The organism is Paraburkholderia panacisoli (assembly GCF_008369935.1).
Classification (GTDB): domain Bacteria; phylum Pseudomonadota; class Gammaproteobacteria; order Burkholderiales; family Burkholderiaceae; genus Paraburkholderia; species Paraburkholderia panacisoli.
Map to the genome: position 1 here is coordinate 322,851 of NZ_VTUZ01000002.1, position 15,367 is coordinate 338,217.

At 62.3% G+C, this 15,367-nt stretch carries 9 protein-coding genes and 2 pseudogenes; 1 reads left to right on the top strand and 10 read right to left on the bottom strand.

Annotation, left to right across the window (positions count from 1 at the left end):
* Nucleotides 1-104: 104 nt before the first annotated feature.
* The 5 genes from FVF58_RS04045 to FVF58_RS04065 form a co-directional block, all read right to left on the bottom strand.
* Nucleotides 105-1,412 carry a solute carrier family 23 protein gene (locus tag FVF58_RS04045; protein ID WP_149668633.1) on the bottom strand — a complete coding sequence of 436 codons (1,308 nt, stop codon included), beginning with the start codon at nt 1,410-1,412 and terminating at the stop codon, nt 105-107.
* Nucleotides 1,413-1,982: 570 nt separating this feature from the next.
* Entirely contained in the window at nt 1,983-3,500 is a 1,518-nt protein-coding gene (locus FVF58_RS04050; protein WP_149668634.1) for a sensor domain-containing diguanylate cyclase, read from the bottom strand.
* Between the two features lie 203 nt (nt 3,501-3,703).
* Nucleotides 3,704-4,405, bottom strand: a complete 702-nt coding sequence (locus FVF58_RS04055) for an NAD(P)H-binding protein (RefSeq protein WP_149668635.1) — start codon at nt 4,403-4,405, stop codon at nt 3,704-3,706.
* Entirely contained in the window at nt 4,402-5,352 is a 951-nt protein-coding gene (locus FVF58_RS04060; protein WP_149668636.1) for an SDR family oxidoreductase, read from the bottom strand. The genes FVF58_RS04055 and FVF58_RS04060 overlap by 4 nt, the downstream gene beginning before the upstream one ends.
* A 102-nt stretch (nt 5,353-5,454) precedes the next feature.
* Nucleotides 5,455-6,027 carry a TetR/AcrR family transcriptional regulator gene (locus FVF58_RS04065; RefSeq protein WP_149668637.1) on the bottom strand — a complete coding sequence of 191 codons (573 nt, stop codon included), beginning with the start codon at nt 6,025-6,027 and terminating at the stop codon, nt 5,455-5,457.
* Between the two features lie 468 nt (nt 6,028-6,495).
* Between FVF58_RS04065 and FVF58_RS04070 the strand changes: the two genes are divergently transcribed.
* A complete protein-coding gene (locus FVF58_RS04070) occupies nt 6,496-8,097 on the top strand; it encodes a methyl-accepting chemotaxis protein (RefSeq protein ID WP_425468911.1) in 1,602 nt (533 codons plus the stop codon).
* On the opposite strand, the pseudogene FVF58_RS04075 reads toward FVF58_RS04070, so the two are convergent.
* The 5 genes and pseudogenes from FVF58_RS04075 to FVF58_RS04095 all read right to left on the bottom strand — a co-directional run.
* Nucleotides 8,043-8,457 (bottom strand): annotated as a pseudogene (locus tag FVF58_RS04075) (transposase); the annotation flags it as partial. The gene FVF58_RS04070 and the pseudogene FVF58_RS04075 sit on opposite strands and share 55 nt — an antisense overlap.
* Before the next feature lie 123 nt (nt 8,458-8,580).
* On the bottom strand, nt 8,581-9,405 hold the full coding sequence (locus FVF58_RS04080; protein WP_188130701.1) for a 4'-phosphopantetheinyl transferase family protein: 825 nt from the start codon (nt 9,403-9,405) through the stop codon (nt 8,581-8,583).
* 131 nt (nt 9,406-9,536) lie between these two features.
* Nucleotides 9,537-12,680, bottom strand: a complete 3,144-nt coding sequence (locus FVF58_RS04085; protein ID WP_149668639.1) for an acetoacetate--CoA ligase — start codon at nt 12,678-12,680, stop codon at nt 9,537-9,539.
* 482 nt (nt 12,681-13,162) lie between these two features.
* On the bottom strand, nt 13,163-14,437 hold the full coding sequence (locus tag FVF58_RS04090) for an MFS transporter (RefSeq protein WP_149668769.1): 1,275 nt from the start codon (nt 14,435-14,437) through the stop codon (nt 13,163-13,165).
* Between the two features lie 141 nt (nt 14,438-14,578).
* Nucleotides 14,579-15,265: pseudogene (locus FVF58_RS04095) on the bottom strand (transposase); the annotation flags it as partial.
* Between the last annotated feature and the right edge of the window lie 102 nt (nt 15,266-15,367).

The following is a 15,367-nucleotide window of genomic DNA, read 5'->3' on the forward strand; positions in this document are numbered from 1 at the left end:
TTCGCTTGTGGTAGCGGCGGCGCCGGCTTTTTCTCGATCACGAAACAGGAGAAGAAGCCGGCAACGTTGGCGAACTGGCGCTCACCGCCGCTCAGCAAACCGAATCAGGCCACCGGCCCCTGCGCCGGCTTTCTGCGCAGCAGCGCATACAGAATGATCGCGCCGAACGTCGCGGTGCCGATCCCGCCAAGGCCAAAGCCGCCGAGTTTCAACGAAAAATCGCCCGCGCCGAGCACGAGCGTCACCGCGGCGACGATCAGATTCCGGTTGTCGGAGAAGTCTACTTTGTTGACCACCCAGATGCGCGCGCCGGTCACCGCGATCAGCCCGAACACGACGATCGAAACACCGCCCAGCACCGGTCCCGGAATGGTCTGGATCACCGCGCCGAACTTCGGCGAGAAGCCCAGCACCAGCGCGATCACAGCAGCGATCACGAACACCAGCGTCGAGTAGATCTTGGTCACGGCCATCACGCCGATGTTCTCGGCGTAGGTCGTCACGCCCGTGCCGCCGGCGAAACCGGAGACGACCGTCGCGAGTCCGTCGCCGAGAAACGCGCGACCGATATAGCGGTCGAGGTTCTGGCCGGTCATCGCGCTCACCGCCTTGATGTGGCCGAGATTTTCCGCGACCAGGATCACGGCGATCGGCGCGAGCAGGGCCATCGCGTGCGGGTCGAACGCCGGCGCCGTGAAGTGCGGCATGCCGAACCACGCGGCGTTCGCGACGATCGAGAAGTCGATCGGCTTGCCCATGCCGAGACCGTTCGTGACGATCGCGTAGATCACGTACGCGATCAGCAAGCCGATCAGAATCAGCAGACGCTGCAGCATGCCGCGCGCAAACACCGCGACCGCGCCCACGCACAGCACCGTCACGAGCGCCATCCACGAATCGAAGTTGCTGCCGCTCACGCCGTGCACCGCGATCGGCGCGAGATTCAGCCCGATCACGCAGACGATCGCGCCCGTCACCACCGGCGGCATCAGCGTCTCGATCCAGCGGGTGCCGACCGCCGACACGATCAGCCCGATGATCGCGTACACCACGCCGCACGCGATGATCCCGCCCAACGCCACCGGAATGTTCGGATTCGGACCTTGACCGCCGTACCCCGTCACCGCGATCACGAGACCGATGAACGCGAAGCTCGACCCCAGATAGCTCGGCACGCGGCCGCCCACCAGCACGAAGAACAACAGCGTGCCGATACCGGACATGAAGATGCACAGGTTCGGATCGAAGCCCATCAGCAGCGGCGCGAGCACGGTCGAACCGAACATCGCGACGACGTGCTGGATGCCCATCGCGAACATCTGCGGCCAGGCGAGGCGCTCGTCGGTGCCGACGATGCTGCCCTCGGCGGCGGCAGGCTGGCGGCGCCAGCGGGGGAAATAGGAATCGGCCACGGCGGGGGTTCTCCTCTGTTCGGCGTGATGGGTGCCGGACGGCGCGTGCAAAGGCGCGGCCCGGGAATTACGCGCGAGTGTACGGAGTGGGATTGGGCCTGGCAAGCGCGGCAAAAAGCGGGGGTGGAAGCGAGTGATGGCAAGGTCTGAAGGCATCGCGAATACCAGGCTCGTTGCGATTCGCGGCGACGGGTGGCCGGTGCCGGCTTTTTGGTCCGCCCGGATGACTTGCGGGCGACGGCGCCCGATCGGCGTCGAAACGCGATCTCACGGTGCCTGGCTCCAGGCAGTCGCGCGGGGCGCGAGCTCATGTGGCAAACCGGCGTTTCAGATTCGTCCAATACGTTCGCTTGTGGGCAGCCCTTAAACTGGCTTTGCTGCGCACCCACAATAAGCGCATGCAATGTTGCAATACTCTCCGTCTTTCGCTCACGCCTCGGCGTGAGCTTTTTTTGTCCGTGCGATTGTGCTTTCGTCGCGAGCGCATGCAGTACTCCAACGCTGAGCGGCGCGGGCAGCGCCTCACGCAGCGTCGCCCCTGTCCCGCCGAATCAACCATCAGGTCACGTCTCACGCCTCCGTAGCAGGCGTCGCTCGACCATCGAACGCCGCGGCGCTTGCCGTCGAGCGATAGCACTGCACGCGGTTACGCCCTGCGTCTTTGGCATCGTAAAGCGCTTCATCCGCCGCATCGACCAGCGCGCGGCGGGTCGCCACCGCCTTGCCGTGCGCGGTGGCGACGCCGATGCTCACCGTCAGCACATGATGCGCGCTCGCCACATGGCGGCGCCGCAACGCCTGCACCGCCGCGCGAATCTGCTCGGCAATACGCGTCGCACCGGCTTCGTCCGTAGCCGGCAGCAGCACCGCGAATTCTTCGCCGCCGTAGCGCGCCGCCGTATCGCCAGGACGCCGCACATTGCGCGCAATGCTGCGCGCCACATCGATCAGCGCGTCATCTCCCGATGAATGGCCGTACAGATCGTTGAAGCCCTTGAAGCTGTCCACGTCGATCAGCAGCATCGACAACGGCGTCGCGTTACGCTGCGCGCGGCGCCACTCGTCGTGCAGGACTTCCTCGAAGGCACGGCGATTGTTCAGGCCGGTCAGCCCGTCGGTGCGCGCCAGTTCGCGCAGCTCGTCCTCGGCCGCGCGGCGATGACGCAGTTGCTGCGCGAACAGAATCGCCAGCGTGATGATCGTCAGGTCGAGCCCGGCGATCAGCAAGCCGATGATCCACGCGCGATGCCGCCATTGCACGTAGATATCGCGCGTGGACAGCGCGACGTCGAGGATCAGCGGATACATGTCGATATGACGGAACGCATACCAGCGCTCGACACCGTCGATCGCCGCAGTGCCGAAGAATTCACCGCTCGGCTGCTGCACGAAGCGTGAATAATTGGCGGTGCCGGTCAGGTTGATGCCGACCACTTTCGGATCGTAAGGACGCCGCATCAGCATCGTGCCGTCGCTCAGCATCAGCGCCATCGATCCGCTCGGGCCGAGGTTCATGCCGTCGAACAGCCTGCGGAAGTACGCGAGGCGCATGGTGCCGACCACCACGCCGCCGAAGCTGCCGTCCGGCCGCGAAATGCGCCGGCTCAGCGCGATGCTGAGGTCCTCGCCTGTCAACTTCGGGATAAATGGGTGACTGACGAATAGGCCCACGTTGGGCGAATCGCGGTGCACCTTGAAGTAGTCGCTGTCGGCAAGATTGAGGTGGCGCGGCGGCGAGGCTTGCGAATCGAACCGCACGTTACCGGCTTCGTCCACGACGAACACCGAACCGATGTCTTTCGCGCTCACCGAACCGTCGAACAGCACCATTTGCCGAAGGGCCGGCGTCAGTTCCAGCAGGCCGGGCTGCTTCAACCCGTCGATCACCGCGCGCAGCGACAGATCATAGATCTCGAGATTGCGCGACACGTCGCGCTCGACCAGCAGCGACACGTTGAACACGGAGTCCTGTGCGCGCCGCAACGCGTCGTCGCGCATTTGCGCCAGCAACCACACGGCGATCGCAAGTATCGCGCTGGCCAGCACGAGGCTGATTGCAATCACAATGTTCGGTCGGCGCGTCACCATTGCTGTTGGTTCGAGCATGCGCTAGACAACGCGGAAAGAAATGTGAATGGACCGCCTCCGGAAGGCGCATTCCGTGAGCCGTTAAGGTAGCAGAGCAAACGCGCTTCAATTGATCGAACAGATGGGTCTTTGCCCGCCAAAACGACTCGATGACGTCCCGCCGACGCGGCGCTCAACCGGTCTTCGACCTGCGCCGGTCCAGCTCAACCGGCGCGCAGGTCGAGCGCGGGCGGACACGCCGCGCGGCTGAGCGCGCGGATGTCGGCGGTTTCGAGCACCGCTTTGGCCGCGCCGTGGCGCGCGACCGCCAGCATCGCGAGCCCCATGTCCTCGGTGCTCAGAATCCGGTTCGGCAGCAACGTGCGCAGCGTCGACAGGAAGGGGCTCGTCAGCGCGTAGAACAGCCGGTACGAGCGCGTCTTCGAGCGAGCGCCGTACAGCGGCTGGATCACGCCGGGACGGAACAGATAGACGGCTTTGAACGGCAGCCGTTGCAGTGCGTTCTCCGTGCGGCCCTTGACGCGCGCCCACATGCTGCGGCCGCGCTCGGTGCTGTCGGTGCCCGCGCCGGACACGTAGACGAAGGTCATCTGCGGGTTGAGCGCGGCGAGCGTCTGCGCGGCCGCCAGCGTGAGGTCGTAAGTGAGGCGCGAGTATTGCGCCTCTTGCATCCCAGCCGACGAAACGCCCAGGCAGAAAAAGCACGCGTCGAACCCTTCGAGCGACGCCGCTATCGCGCGATAGTCCATCAGGTCCGGCTGAATCACCTCGACGAGGCGCGGATCGAGCTGACCGCTGCGGGTGCGGTCCACCGTCTGCACCACCTCGACGTCCGGCGCGCGCAGGCATTCGCGCAATACGCCCTGCCCGACCATGCCGGTCGCGCCAAAGATCAGAACCTTCACGATACTTGCTCCTCGATCGCGCTCGGCCAGCGCGCATGGGTCAATGCTTCCGAGATTTCCCACAGGCGCGTAGCGACGGCCTGGTCGCGTGCCGGCCGCGCGATCTGTGCTTCGCCTGGCGGACCTTTTAGCTCGAAAAAGCCGGTCGGTCCGTAATAGCCTGCGGGTTTGGCGTGCGGCGCGGCGGCGGCGAATAGCGTCGGCAATGCGCCGTCCGCCGCCGATTGACTGAGCAGCGGTTCGAGCGTCCGACGGTTGAGCGCGTGCAGCAGACCGTCTGCGCCTGGTCCGTTGGCGATCAGATCGGTGCGCGCGTAGCCGGGGTGCGCCGCGTTGCTCAGGAGTCCCCAGCCGTTTGCCTCGCTGCGGCGTTGCAACTCGAGCGCGAACACCAGCATCGCCAGCTTCGACTGCCCGTATGCGGACCACGGCTTGTAGCTGCGCTGCCATTGCAGGTCGTCGAAATGAATCGCCGCGCCGTTCTTGTGCGCGATGCTGCCCAGGTTGACCACGCGCGGCTGCCGCGCCGCGCGCAGCAGCGGCAGCAGGCGCTCGGTCAACGCGAACTGGCCGAGGTAGTTGGTGCCGAACTGCAGCTCGAAACCGTCCGACGTGGTCTGCCGTGTGGGCGGCATCATCACGCCCGCGTTGTTGATGAGCAGATCGAGCGCCGCATGCCCTTGCGCGAATTGCCCGGCGAATTCACGTACGGACGCGAGACTCGCCAGATCGAGATGCTCGTAGCGCACCGACGCGGCCGGATGCCGCGCGCGGATCGCGGCAAGTGCAGCCGCGCCTTTTTGCGCACTGCGGCCGGTCAGCACGACGTCCGCGCCCGCGCCGGCGAGTGCAAGCGCCGTCTCCAGACCCAGCCCGCCGGTTGCGCCGGTGATCACCGCAAGCCGGCCGGTCTGACGCGGGATGTCCGCGGTGCTCCAATTCGCCATGTCATTCGTCCTCTGATTGCTTGGGGGCCGCGGCTTCGGCCCCGATGCCGGACGCGCGTTCAGCTTTGCGCGCCGGCGGCGGCGTCGAGGGCAAAAAAACGTTCAGTGCTGTGCGATCGCGTTCCAGAACGCCTCAAAGCCGGCCTGCCGATAACGCTCGGCATGGGCCGGTTCCTGTGCGATGAAGTCCATCGTGGTTTCGGCCAAAGCACTCATGACCGCCGACACAAACGCCGGCGGCTGATCCCGCAGCGCGCCGCTGGCGACGCTCGTCTGAATCAGTTCGTGGATGTCGCCGAACGATTGCATGCCGGCGGTCCGCGTATGCTCGGTGAGTCGCTCCGACACGCTCAGTTGAGCCATCGCGCGGCGCCTTTGCGGCTGCGCGACGCCCCAGTCGACAAACTTGTTCCACACGTATTGCACGCGCTCCCGCACGCTCGCCTGCTTCGGATAACGGGTCATCATCACATCGCGCAGTTCGGCTTTGATGTCGAGATACAGCGCGTTCAGCAGATCGTCCTTGTTGTCGAAGTACGTGAACAGCGTGCCTTCCGCCACGCCCGCCAGCTTCGCGATGCGCGCGGTGGGCGCACCCAGCCCCTGCCCGGCGATGACCTCGGCGGCCGCCGCCAGGATGGCGCTGCGTTTTTCTTCACTTCGCGGACGAGCCATGCTGAATTGCTTTCGATCAACAGTTTATAAATGAGTGATTACTCAATCATAGCAATGCGCGCTTTTCTGTTCAAGCCGTTTTTTGAGCGGCGCCATTGCGAGCTATTCGAGCTGTGTTCACCCCTTCGTCACAGGACATGCAATTGAAAGGCTTTGCTTTCAACACGCGCCTAAATGCATCAAGACTCGCAAAGATTTCCTGTTTCGTCGGTCATTGTGTGCAGCGCATGGGAGAAATGCCCGAGGTGCCTCAAGTCCGGATGTTTTCGACCCGATATCCAGTAGTTGGGATACCTATTTTGCGTGGCGTCGACGCGCGGCGATGTTTTGCCAAGCGCAGCCAGCCGCCAGTAGGAATAGACCGCGCGCGGCCACTTCGATGTTCGGCGGCCACATAGACGGTCCCATGCCCGGACCTGAGAGTCCATGCGAACGCTTTCACGTTTCGTTATTGGAGAAAATAAAATCGTGGCACTCAAGCACCTCACTATCAAAAGCAAGCTCATTGCCGGCTTCGGCATGCTGTCGCTCATCGTCCTCACGGTGTCGGGCTTCTCCTTGAAAGCGCTGACCGATTCGACCGATGGCTTTTCCAGCTTCGTGCACGGCATCAACGCGCGGGCGGACATGGCGGTGCAGGTGCGAACCGCGGTCGACCGCCGCGCGATCGCCGCGCGCAATCTCGTGCTGGTGACCAAACCTCAGGACCTCGAAATAGAGAAAGCCGATGTGATGCGCGCGCACGAAGATGTGCAAGCCAATCTGAAAAAACTCAACGACATGATCGCGACCGCGACCGACACGTCGGAGAAGGCACGCAGCCTCGTCGCGGATATCAATCGCGTGGAAGCGTCCTACGGGCCGGTCGCCACCGACATCGTCAATCTCGCGCTCGCCAACAAGCGCGACGAAGCCATCGTCAAGATGGACGACCAGTGCCGGCCGCTGCTCGCCGCGCTGATCCGCGCGACCGACGCGTACGCCACGTACACGCATGGCCGGCAGGAACAGATAATCCAGGAATATGCCGCGCATTACCAGGCCCAGCGCAACCTGGTGATTGTGATCAGTCTGATTGCGATCGCGCTGGCGATCGGCGCGTGCGTGATGATCACGCGCGCGGTGACCGGGCCGCTGCGGTTTGCCATCGACGTCGCGCGTACTGTGTCGCAAGGCGATCTGCGCACCCGCATTACCGTCGACGGCAATGACGAGACCGGCAGACTGCTGAGCGCGTTGCGCGAGATGAACGAACGGCTGACGGCGATCGTCGGACGCGTGCGCGACAGCAGCACCAGCATCGCCGGCGCGGCGCGCCAGATCGCCGCGGGCAATATGGACCTGAGCCAGCGTACCGAACAGCAGGCCGCGTCGCTGCAGGAAACGGCGTCGAGCATGGAGCAGCTCACGTCGACGGTCAAACAGAACGCCGATAATGCGCAGCAAGGCAGCATGCTGGCCGCGAACGCTTCATCGGTCGCGCAGAAGGGCAGCACGGTGGTCGGCCGGGTGGTCGACACCATGCACGACATCAGCGAAAGCTCGACGAAGATCGCGGACATCACGGGGATCATCGAAGGCATTGCGTTCCAGACAAACATTCTGGCGCTGAACGCGGCCGTCGAAGCCGCCCGCGCCGGCGAACAGGGACGCGGCTTCGCGGTGGTCGCGAGCGAAGTGAGAAGCCTCGCGCAACGTTCGTCGAGTGCGGCGAAGGAGATCAAGGATTTGATCGCCACTTCGGTGGACAAGATCCGCGACGGGTCGGCGCTGGCCGGCGAGGCGGGCAAGACGATGAGTGAAGTTACGCTGGCCGTGACGCGCGTGACTGACATCATGTCGGAGATCGCGGCGGCGTCGAGCGAGCAAAGCCGCGGCATCGAGCAGGTGAATCTGGCGATTACCCAGATGGATAATGTGACGCAGCAGAATGCGGCGCTGGTGGAAGAGGCGGCGGCGGCGTCGCGGTCGATGGAGGATCAGGGGCAGCAGCTGAATGAGGCGGTGGCGTTTTTTCAGGTTTTGAATGGTGGGGGGTTGGGTCGTCCGGCAAGTGCGATGAGCGCCTGATTGTGGCGCTTGTCCTGCTGGACCTTGCGAGTGTAGTAGTCCCTCGAGACCGGGTCCCGCAAGGCGGCAAAGGCGGAGAGGAAGAGCGCTCCCTTGAGTACCTTGTTGCCGCGTCTGGAGGGGTATTCGCCACGGATAGACGAGCCTGAGCGTCGGGTGACTTGGACGAGGCCGGCGTAGGCGGCGAGATGCGCAGCTGAGGCGAAGGTTTTGTGGGCGACCTCCGATGAGGAGTCTGGCGGCGGTCCTGACGCCGGCTCCCGGCATGCTGGTCAGGACCGGCCAAAGAGGGTGTGCGTGCACCAGTCGCTCAACTTCGCTGGCAACCTCGTCGCGTTGTTTGCGCAAAGATGCGAGTTGCTGAGGCTGGCAGCAACCACACCATTGCGCGCTGCTCAGCATCGACCCCGTCTGTTCCCAGTACCCACCCCTTTCGCCTCGAAAATCTCTCGGCGCTTCAACAGGTTAGTTCGGGGGCCGTGCCTAACTTCGGGTTAGTGCAGCACTGCCGTCGCGCCAGGTGTTGACCCAATTCGATACCGGACAAAGCTGAAGCGTGACTCTTGCGTCTTCGAGCGACACCGCCAGCGCGCCCCGGACTTGCGGCCCGAGGACGAGGTCCAGGCACGTCCAGCCCGAAATGGCGGTGCCATTATGCGAAGCGCACCAGTAGCCCTCGCCGAGTAGTGAATCGTCTTCAGTCGTGTAGGCGTTTGGCTCGCCCGAGAGGCCCGTGCCGAGCGCCTTCAGCAGAGCTTCCTTGCGGGTCCAGATACTGAGCAAGCTTTCAGCCGAATCAGGGCGTGCCGCGTCAAGCGTCTCCTCCTCGAATGCAGAGAATATCCCGCGCCCAATGCCCGCAATGTCTAAGCCGTCACTCCGGCGCTCGACGTCCACGCCAACGCGGCAATCCCATGCGAAGGCCAGCAACGCCATCCCGTCAGTGTGGGAAACACTGAACGCGAGTCTTTCAGCGCCTGGCGCCTGGAGGACAGGCCTGCCGAATTGCGTAACACTAAAGCGCAGCGATTCGGGTTTGCAGGACAGATAGCCGCCGATCAGCCAGCGGAGAATGCTCCGCCGGGCAATGAAGCGATTACGATGCCTTTCCTGCCTGTAGGCGCGTGCACGCTGTCGTTCGTCAAGGGAAAGCGTGTTGGCGAGCGCCGAGCATGCTGGTTCGATACAGGTGTCGTCCAGTACCCATATCTGCACGGTTTTTTCGGGTAACGACAGGCGACTCAGATGAGGCAACAAGAGAGAGCCGCCACTACCTACGTCTCGTGTCGAGAAGAGATCATGCCGCATGCCGTTCTATCCCTGCGCACGCCTTGGGGCGCCGACTGATAGCGTGCAGGACTCGGCACTCCATTCCAGGACGCGGCACCGGTACGCGCTCCGCGGCCCCAGCCAGGCCGGCGAGGCTGACGAAGGATGACCTAAGCGCACGCGACGCGCCGGAGCACCGGAGCGCCAGCCCGGGATTTGTCATTATTGGTCAACCCCCGGTCCAGCGCCGCCGCGACGATCTGCACGTTCGGCTCGGCGATCAGATTGAAGTGGTCGCAAGACACCTCGACAATCACCAGTCCGGCGCGCGCGACGTTCCGCCACAGCGCCATCTGATTGCCAAGGTCATTCTGCGCACCCGTCGCGCGCACATAGACGATCGGTCCCGCGCGATAGGGCCGCGGCCGGTAGATCGTCATCGCTACCCGCAACGTCTCGCGCACGCTCCGGAGCTCCGGCGGCATCAACGCGTTATGGCTGTCCGGGCGGTGTGCCATGCACCCGACGCGCATCCGCAAGTGATCGGCCGCGCCCGCGAGATTGTCCTTCACGTAACCGGGGAGTTGCGACGCAGGCACCGCGCGCAGCTTGCGCCAATGTGAGCCCATATAGCCACAACGGTGCCGCAGCCTGGCGCGCCACGGCAGGCAATGCGCGTCCGCATAGGTATCGATCAGGCACAGCAATTCGATCTGCTCGCCGGCGCGCCGCAGCTGTTGCGCGATCTCAAGCGTGACCAGCCCGCCGAACGAGTAACCGGCCACCGCGTATGGCCCCGTTGGCTGCACGGTGCGCATCTGTTCGATGTAGCTGGCCGCGATGTCCTCGACACGCTGCTGTGCCGGCTGCTCGCCGTCAAGGCCGCGCGCCTGCAGTCCAAAGACCGGGCGCGGACTCTGCATCGCGCCGATTAGCGTCCAGCATTCCATTACCGTACCGCTCACGCCGTGTACAAAGAAAAGCGGTGTGCCCGTGCCGGCGCGCATCGGCACGACAGTCGGCGACGACTGCGGCAGTGCGCAGTCGTCGATTACCGCGGCGAGGCTCGCGATCGTCGGCGCGGTCAGCAGGGTCGCGAGCGGAATCGTGCGCCCGGTTGACTGATACACACCGGCGAGCAATCTCGCCGCGAGCAGCGAATTGCCACCCAGCTCGAAAAAGTTGTCATCGCGACCGATCGGGGCGAAGTCGAACAGTCTCTCCCACTGCGTCTGCAAATGCCGTTCGAGGTCCTCGCGAGACTCGCCGACCGGCGCCAACTCACGCGTGACCGGGTTGAGCGCCGGATGACGCCGAATCGCGTCGAGGCATTCAGGATTGCGCAACGCCGCAGCGTTGCCGACCGGCAAACCGCTGATCGCGTTGCGCGCGGCCGCTTCGGAGAACTTGCCGTTATGTGTGACCGGCAACGCAGCGACGGCGATGATCCGGTCGGGTACATGCGCTGCCGACGCGCGACGGGCGAGGTCGCGGCGCACCCGGGCGGCCAACGCTGCGCTCAACTCGACGCCATCGCGCAGGACCAGCAGCAGCACGGTGCGCTGGTCAACCCTTTCCGCATGCGCGTGATCCGCCGGCATGTAGTGTGAGCGCTGCTGGACGACCATCGCCTCGCGGATTTCCCGGATGTCGTTCAATACGCGGTAGATCTCGCTCGGCCCGACGTTGATGCCACGCACATTCAGCACGCCGTCTGAGCGGCCATGCAATCGCGCAGTGCCTTGCGGCGAAAACTCGATGAGGTCGCCGTGCGTCCAGACCCCTGCGTTGCTGGCGAAATAGGCGGCGTGAAAGGCCGCACCATCCGCGTCGCCGAAAAAACCGAGCGGACGCGACGGAAACGGGTTCGCGCAGATCAGTTCGCCGATCCCGTCGGTGCGCGCGCCCTGTTCACGCGCCTGCACATCGAGCGCAAGACTCTTGCATTGAGCTTCGCCCGCGTAGACCGGCATGTTCGGATTGCCCAGCACAAAGCAGCCGAGGATGTCCGTGCCGCCTGAGATTGACTGCAGGCGCAGCGGCTTCACCTGATCGCGCACCCAGCGGAACTGCGTGTCGAACAGCACCGCTCCAGTCGACATCATCGCGCGCAGTGCGCTGAGATCGAACTGCTGTCCCGGCGCGAGGCCCGCGTCCTCGCACATCTTCAGGTAAGCGGGACTCGTGCCGAACACAGTGACGCGCTCGTTGGCGACGAGGCGCCATAACGTATCGACCGTCGAGATCGGACCATCATAGGTAACGATCTCGACGCCGGACGCAAGCGCCGACAACTGCCAGTTCCACATCATCCAGGCGCAGCTGGTGTGGAAGTACATCCGGTCGCCGGGCCGCAGGTCGCTGTGCAGCCGATGCTCCTTCAGGTGCTCCAGCAGGCTGCCGCCGGCGCCGTGCACGATGCACTTCGGTTTGCCAGTGGTACCCGACGAGAACATGACAAAAAGCGGATGGTTAAACGGGAAGCGCCGCCATTCGAAGCGCCCGGCGTCGCCGCGGTCGAGCAGTTCGTCAAGCGAATAGATCCGCTGCTTGACCGTGTCCGGCAAGGTTCCGTCATCCAGACGGACGACGCCTTGCAGCGACGGCAACGCGGCTGCCAGATCGGCGACGTTGGCCGCCACCGACGTGCCCGTGTCGAATCCCCGCGCCGCAGTGTGCGCGAACAGCAGTCGCGGCGCGAGCGGTGTGAAGCGATCGAGGATCGTCTCGACGCCCATCTCGGGTGCAGCCGTCGACAGCGTGGCACCGAGCGCGGTGACGGCCAGCGCAGTAACGACTGCGTCTGCGTCATTGCGCATCACGCAGACCACGCGGTCCCCCTCGCGCAGCCCCCATTCCGAGAGAGCATCCGCGAGACGCGCCACGCGCTCACGCAGTTCACCGCGCGTCAGGCGTATCCGTCGGCCATCTGCGTAACAGGCCGTCAGCGCAGGCGCGTCGGCGCTCGCCACCGACAGGCCCAGCAGGTTCTCCGCATAGCTCAGTTGGACCTGCGGGAAGAAGCGTGCATGCTCGCATTCGTCGCCGACGCACACAGGCTCGAGGCTGCCCGACCAGTCGAGCCCCTGCGACCATTGCATGAAGAATTGCCAGAACGTTCGATATGCCCGCACCGAGAATTCGTGCAGCGTTTCGTAGTTGTCAAAGACCTGCCCCGTGTGCGCCTGCAGGGCTGCGGTGAACGCGGTCATTTGCGACGCTGCGACGTACTCGGGGGTGCTGCTGTAAATGGGTGAACGTGCCAGAGGCGCGCCCGGGCAGAGCAACGCGTCAGGCAGTTGAAGGCGATCCATCTCACGCTCCACACAGGTGTGGCAAAACAAGGGATTGAACAGGCCAGAAAGGCGACTGTCGAGTCCATCCTATTGGTTCGCTATTTCTTCATATGTGCGGGAACGCACTGTACGACGAATCTGGACTGACGAATCTAAAACCGGGTACTTAAGCCCGTTTCCGGGGATATGAAACGCCTGGTTTTTCGCGTGTGCTGAGTGACAGGACAGGTTGCAGCTCTACATGCGGCGTGCTTGCAGCCTGCTTCGCTGCGGCCCCGATGAAATCCGCTGACTCGCGCCTCGTTCCGTCCCCAAGCTCAAGGCTCTCTTTGTAATCCAGGCTTTGCGAGTTCCCGTCCGACCTGTCGTGTCATCACACTCGATTGCCGCCGCGCCCCTTTGGACAGGGTAGCGCTTGTCACCGATTCGTCCGAGCTGAACGACGGAAACGCTGACCGTCCAATGGCGACGTCGACACGAATTGAATTAACAGCGTGACCCTAATCTAAATCAATCAACGACGCGGTTTTTGTTTCCGGCATCCAAAGGTAACAAATAAGGGAGAAGAAAATGCAGAGCGAAACATACCAAAAGAACCAGTTTTCATGTCCAATCTTTTTAGTCCACAGCGCGATATACTCTACCGTTCCGCTAAAAAGTGAAACACTAATGGCATAGGGAACCGCCAGGCCGAAGGAGCGGACTTCGACAGGAAATAGCTCAGCTTTGGTAATTGTGCTGACTGACGAATACATTGCCACAATTGCGAGTGCCGCCATAACCAAGGCAAAAACCATGAACGGGTTTTTTGTACCAGCGAGAAACGCAAAAAAAGGAATGGTCCCGAAGGTTCCTACCATTCCAAAAGTTAGGAGCAGGGGGCGACGCCCGATACGATCTGATAAGGCTCCAAAAACCGGTTGAATCACTGTGAACCCAATTAACGACAGCACTGAAATAAGGCTAGCGGTACTTCTGTCCATGCCCGCACTGTTTACAAGGAATTTCTGCATATAGGCGGCAAAAGTATAGTTCGCGACAGAACCACCCAATGTCAAACCAAAAACCATCACACAGGCCTTCTTATGGTGCATCGCCTCGCGAATCGCCCCCACTTTTCGTGGAGTTTTGGCATGTTTGGTAAAAGACTCAGTTTCTTCCATGTTCCGGCGCAGCAAAATGCCAATGAACGCAATGAATGCGCCAATAAGAAAAGGAATGCGCCATCCCCAGCTTTGTAGCTGCGTCGACGTCAAAAAGAACTGCTGAAGCAACACTAGCGTCGCCATAGCCAGAAGCTGCCCAAGAGAAATTGTGGTGTATAGGAAGCTTGAGTAAAATCCCCGTCGCCCCTTGGGCGCTGTTTCGCTCAAATAAGCGGCCGCGCTTCCACCTTCCCCACCAAGGCTGAGACCTTGTAAAATTCTGGCGATAAGCAAAATGATGGGTGCCGCGATGCCGATGGTCTGATACGTCGGAGTCATGCCAATCATGAGTGAACCAAAACACATCATCGCAACGGACACCAGCAGCGCAGACTTACGGCCGCGACGGTCAGCGTAAATCCCTAATACCCATCCTCCAATCGGGCGAACGAGAAAACCAATGGCAAACACGGCCGCGGATTTAAGTAGTGCTGCGGTCTGGTCACCATCCGGAAAAAAGCCTTTGACAAAATAAATCTCGAGTGCTGAATAGATAAACCAGTCATAATATTCGAGCATATTGCCTATGGAGCCGCTAAAGATGCCCCATAGCCGGCTTCGCATATTCATGTCAGCATTGAAACTTCCATGCGACGACTGCGGTTGATTTCGCCTTTCCCCGCCAACATAAATACTTCTTTCTGCTTGTGGTTCTTGCATCATTCCATCTCTTTCTATGTAAAAACGTTTTAGTGGTTGACCTAATAGGACTTACGCAAATTTCATCCGAAGGCTTGGATTTTTGAGTTGCTGACGGAGGAAGTCGTCGAGAATCTGGTGTTTGACCTGATGAGAGTCCGACAGGTCTGTCTGGCAATCTCTCAGCAAGCCGAATCCACACGAGTACGGCGCAGGCAATGTGATTGCGCTGGATGCGGGCTTTGCGACATTGCTGCGCTCGATCCCGGTCAGTTGCTTGGCCTCGCGATGAAACTGCTCGATCTTCCAGCGCAGGCCGCATGCGTTGTGTGTGGCCAGCGAAGAATCCTGAGTGAGGTGGTCCGTGCGGTGCGTCGACCCCTCAACCCGGAATAGCTTCACTTTGTGATGTTTGGGAAAGACTTTGATCTTGATCGTTTTGCCATGCGCGAGAGCCCCCACATCCCACTCCCGCGAATCGATGCGCTGGTACGGGGATGTCGCGCCGGAGTCATGCACCTGCCGGTTGGCGCGCCGCGGGCAAAAGGAATAGTAGATCTTCGGTAGCGACTCGATGAACAACATCAGCTCGCGTGCGGCATACCAGGTATCCATCAGGACCCGCCGGAACGGCACGCGTTTATGATGAACCAGGTTGGTCAGCATCTCGCGCACGTGATCGAGTTTCGTCTTGCCGTCGCTGTCCGGATCGTAGATCCGGTAGTCGATGACCCAGTGCTCCTGCGTCAGTGGGCTAGCGGCCACGAGCTCGACTACCTGGTCCAGTACGCTGTCAGTGTTCTTCAATTTTCAAAATGCGCGCAGAGCGTTTGGCAGTCTGCAGCACCGGTATCCGTGGCA

Coding starts and splice junctions, on each gene's coding strand:
- FVF58_RS04065 (WP_149668637.1), bottom strand. CDS start 6,027: ATGGCTCGTCCGCGAAGTGAAGAAAAACGCAGCGCCATCCTGGCGGCG.
- FVF58_RS04060 (WP_149668636.1), bottom strand. CDS start 5,352: ATGGCGAATTGGAGCACCGCGGACATCCCGCGTCAGACCGGCCGGCTT.
- FVF58_RS04050 (WP_149668634.1), bottom strand. CDS start 3,500: ATGGTGACGCGCCGACCGAACATTGTGATTGCAATCAGCCTCGTGCTG.
- FVF58_RS04085 (WP_149668639.1), bottom strand. CDS start 12,680: ATGGATCGCCTTCAACTGCCTGACGCGTTGCTCTGCCCGGGCGCGCCT.
- FVF58_RS04090 (WP_149668769.1), bottom strand. CDS start 14,437: ATGAATATGCGAAGCCGGCTATGGGGCATCTTTAGCGGCTCCATAGGC.
- FVF58_RS04080 (WP_188130701.1), bottom strand. CDS start 9,405: ATGCGGCATGATCTCTTCTCGACACGAGACGTAGGTAGTGGCGGCTCT.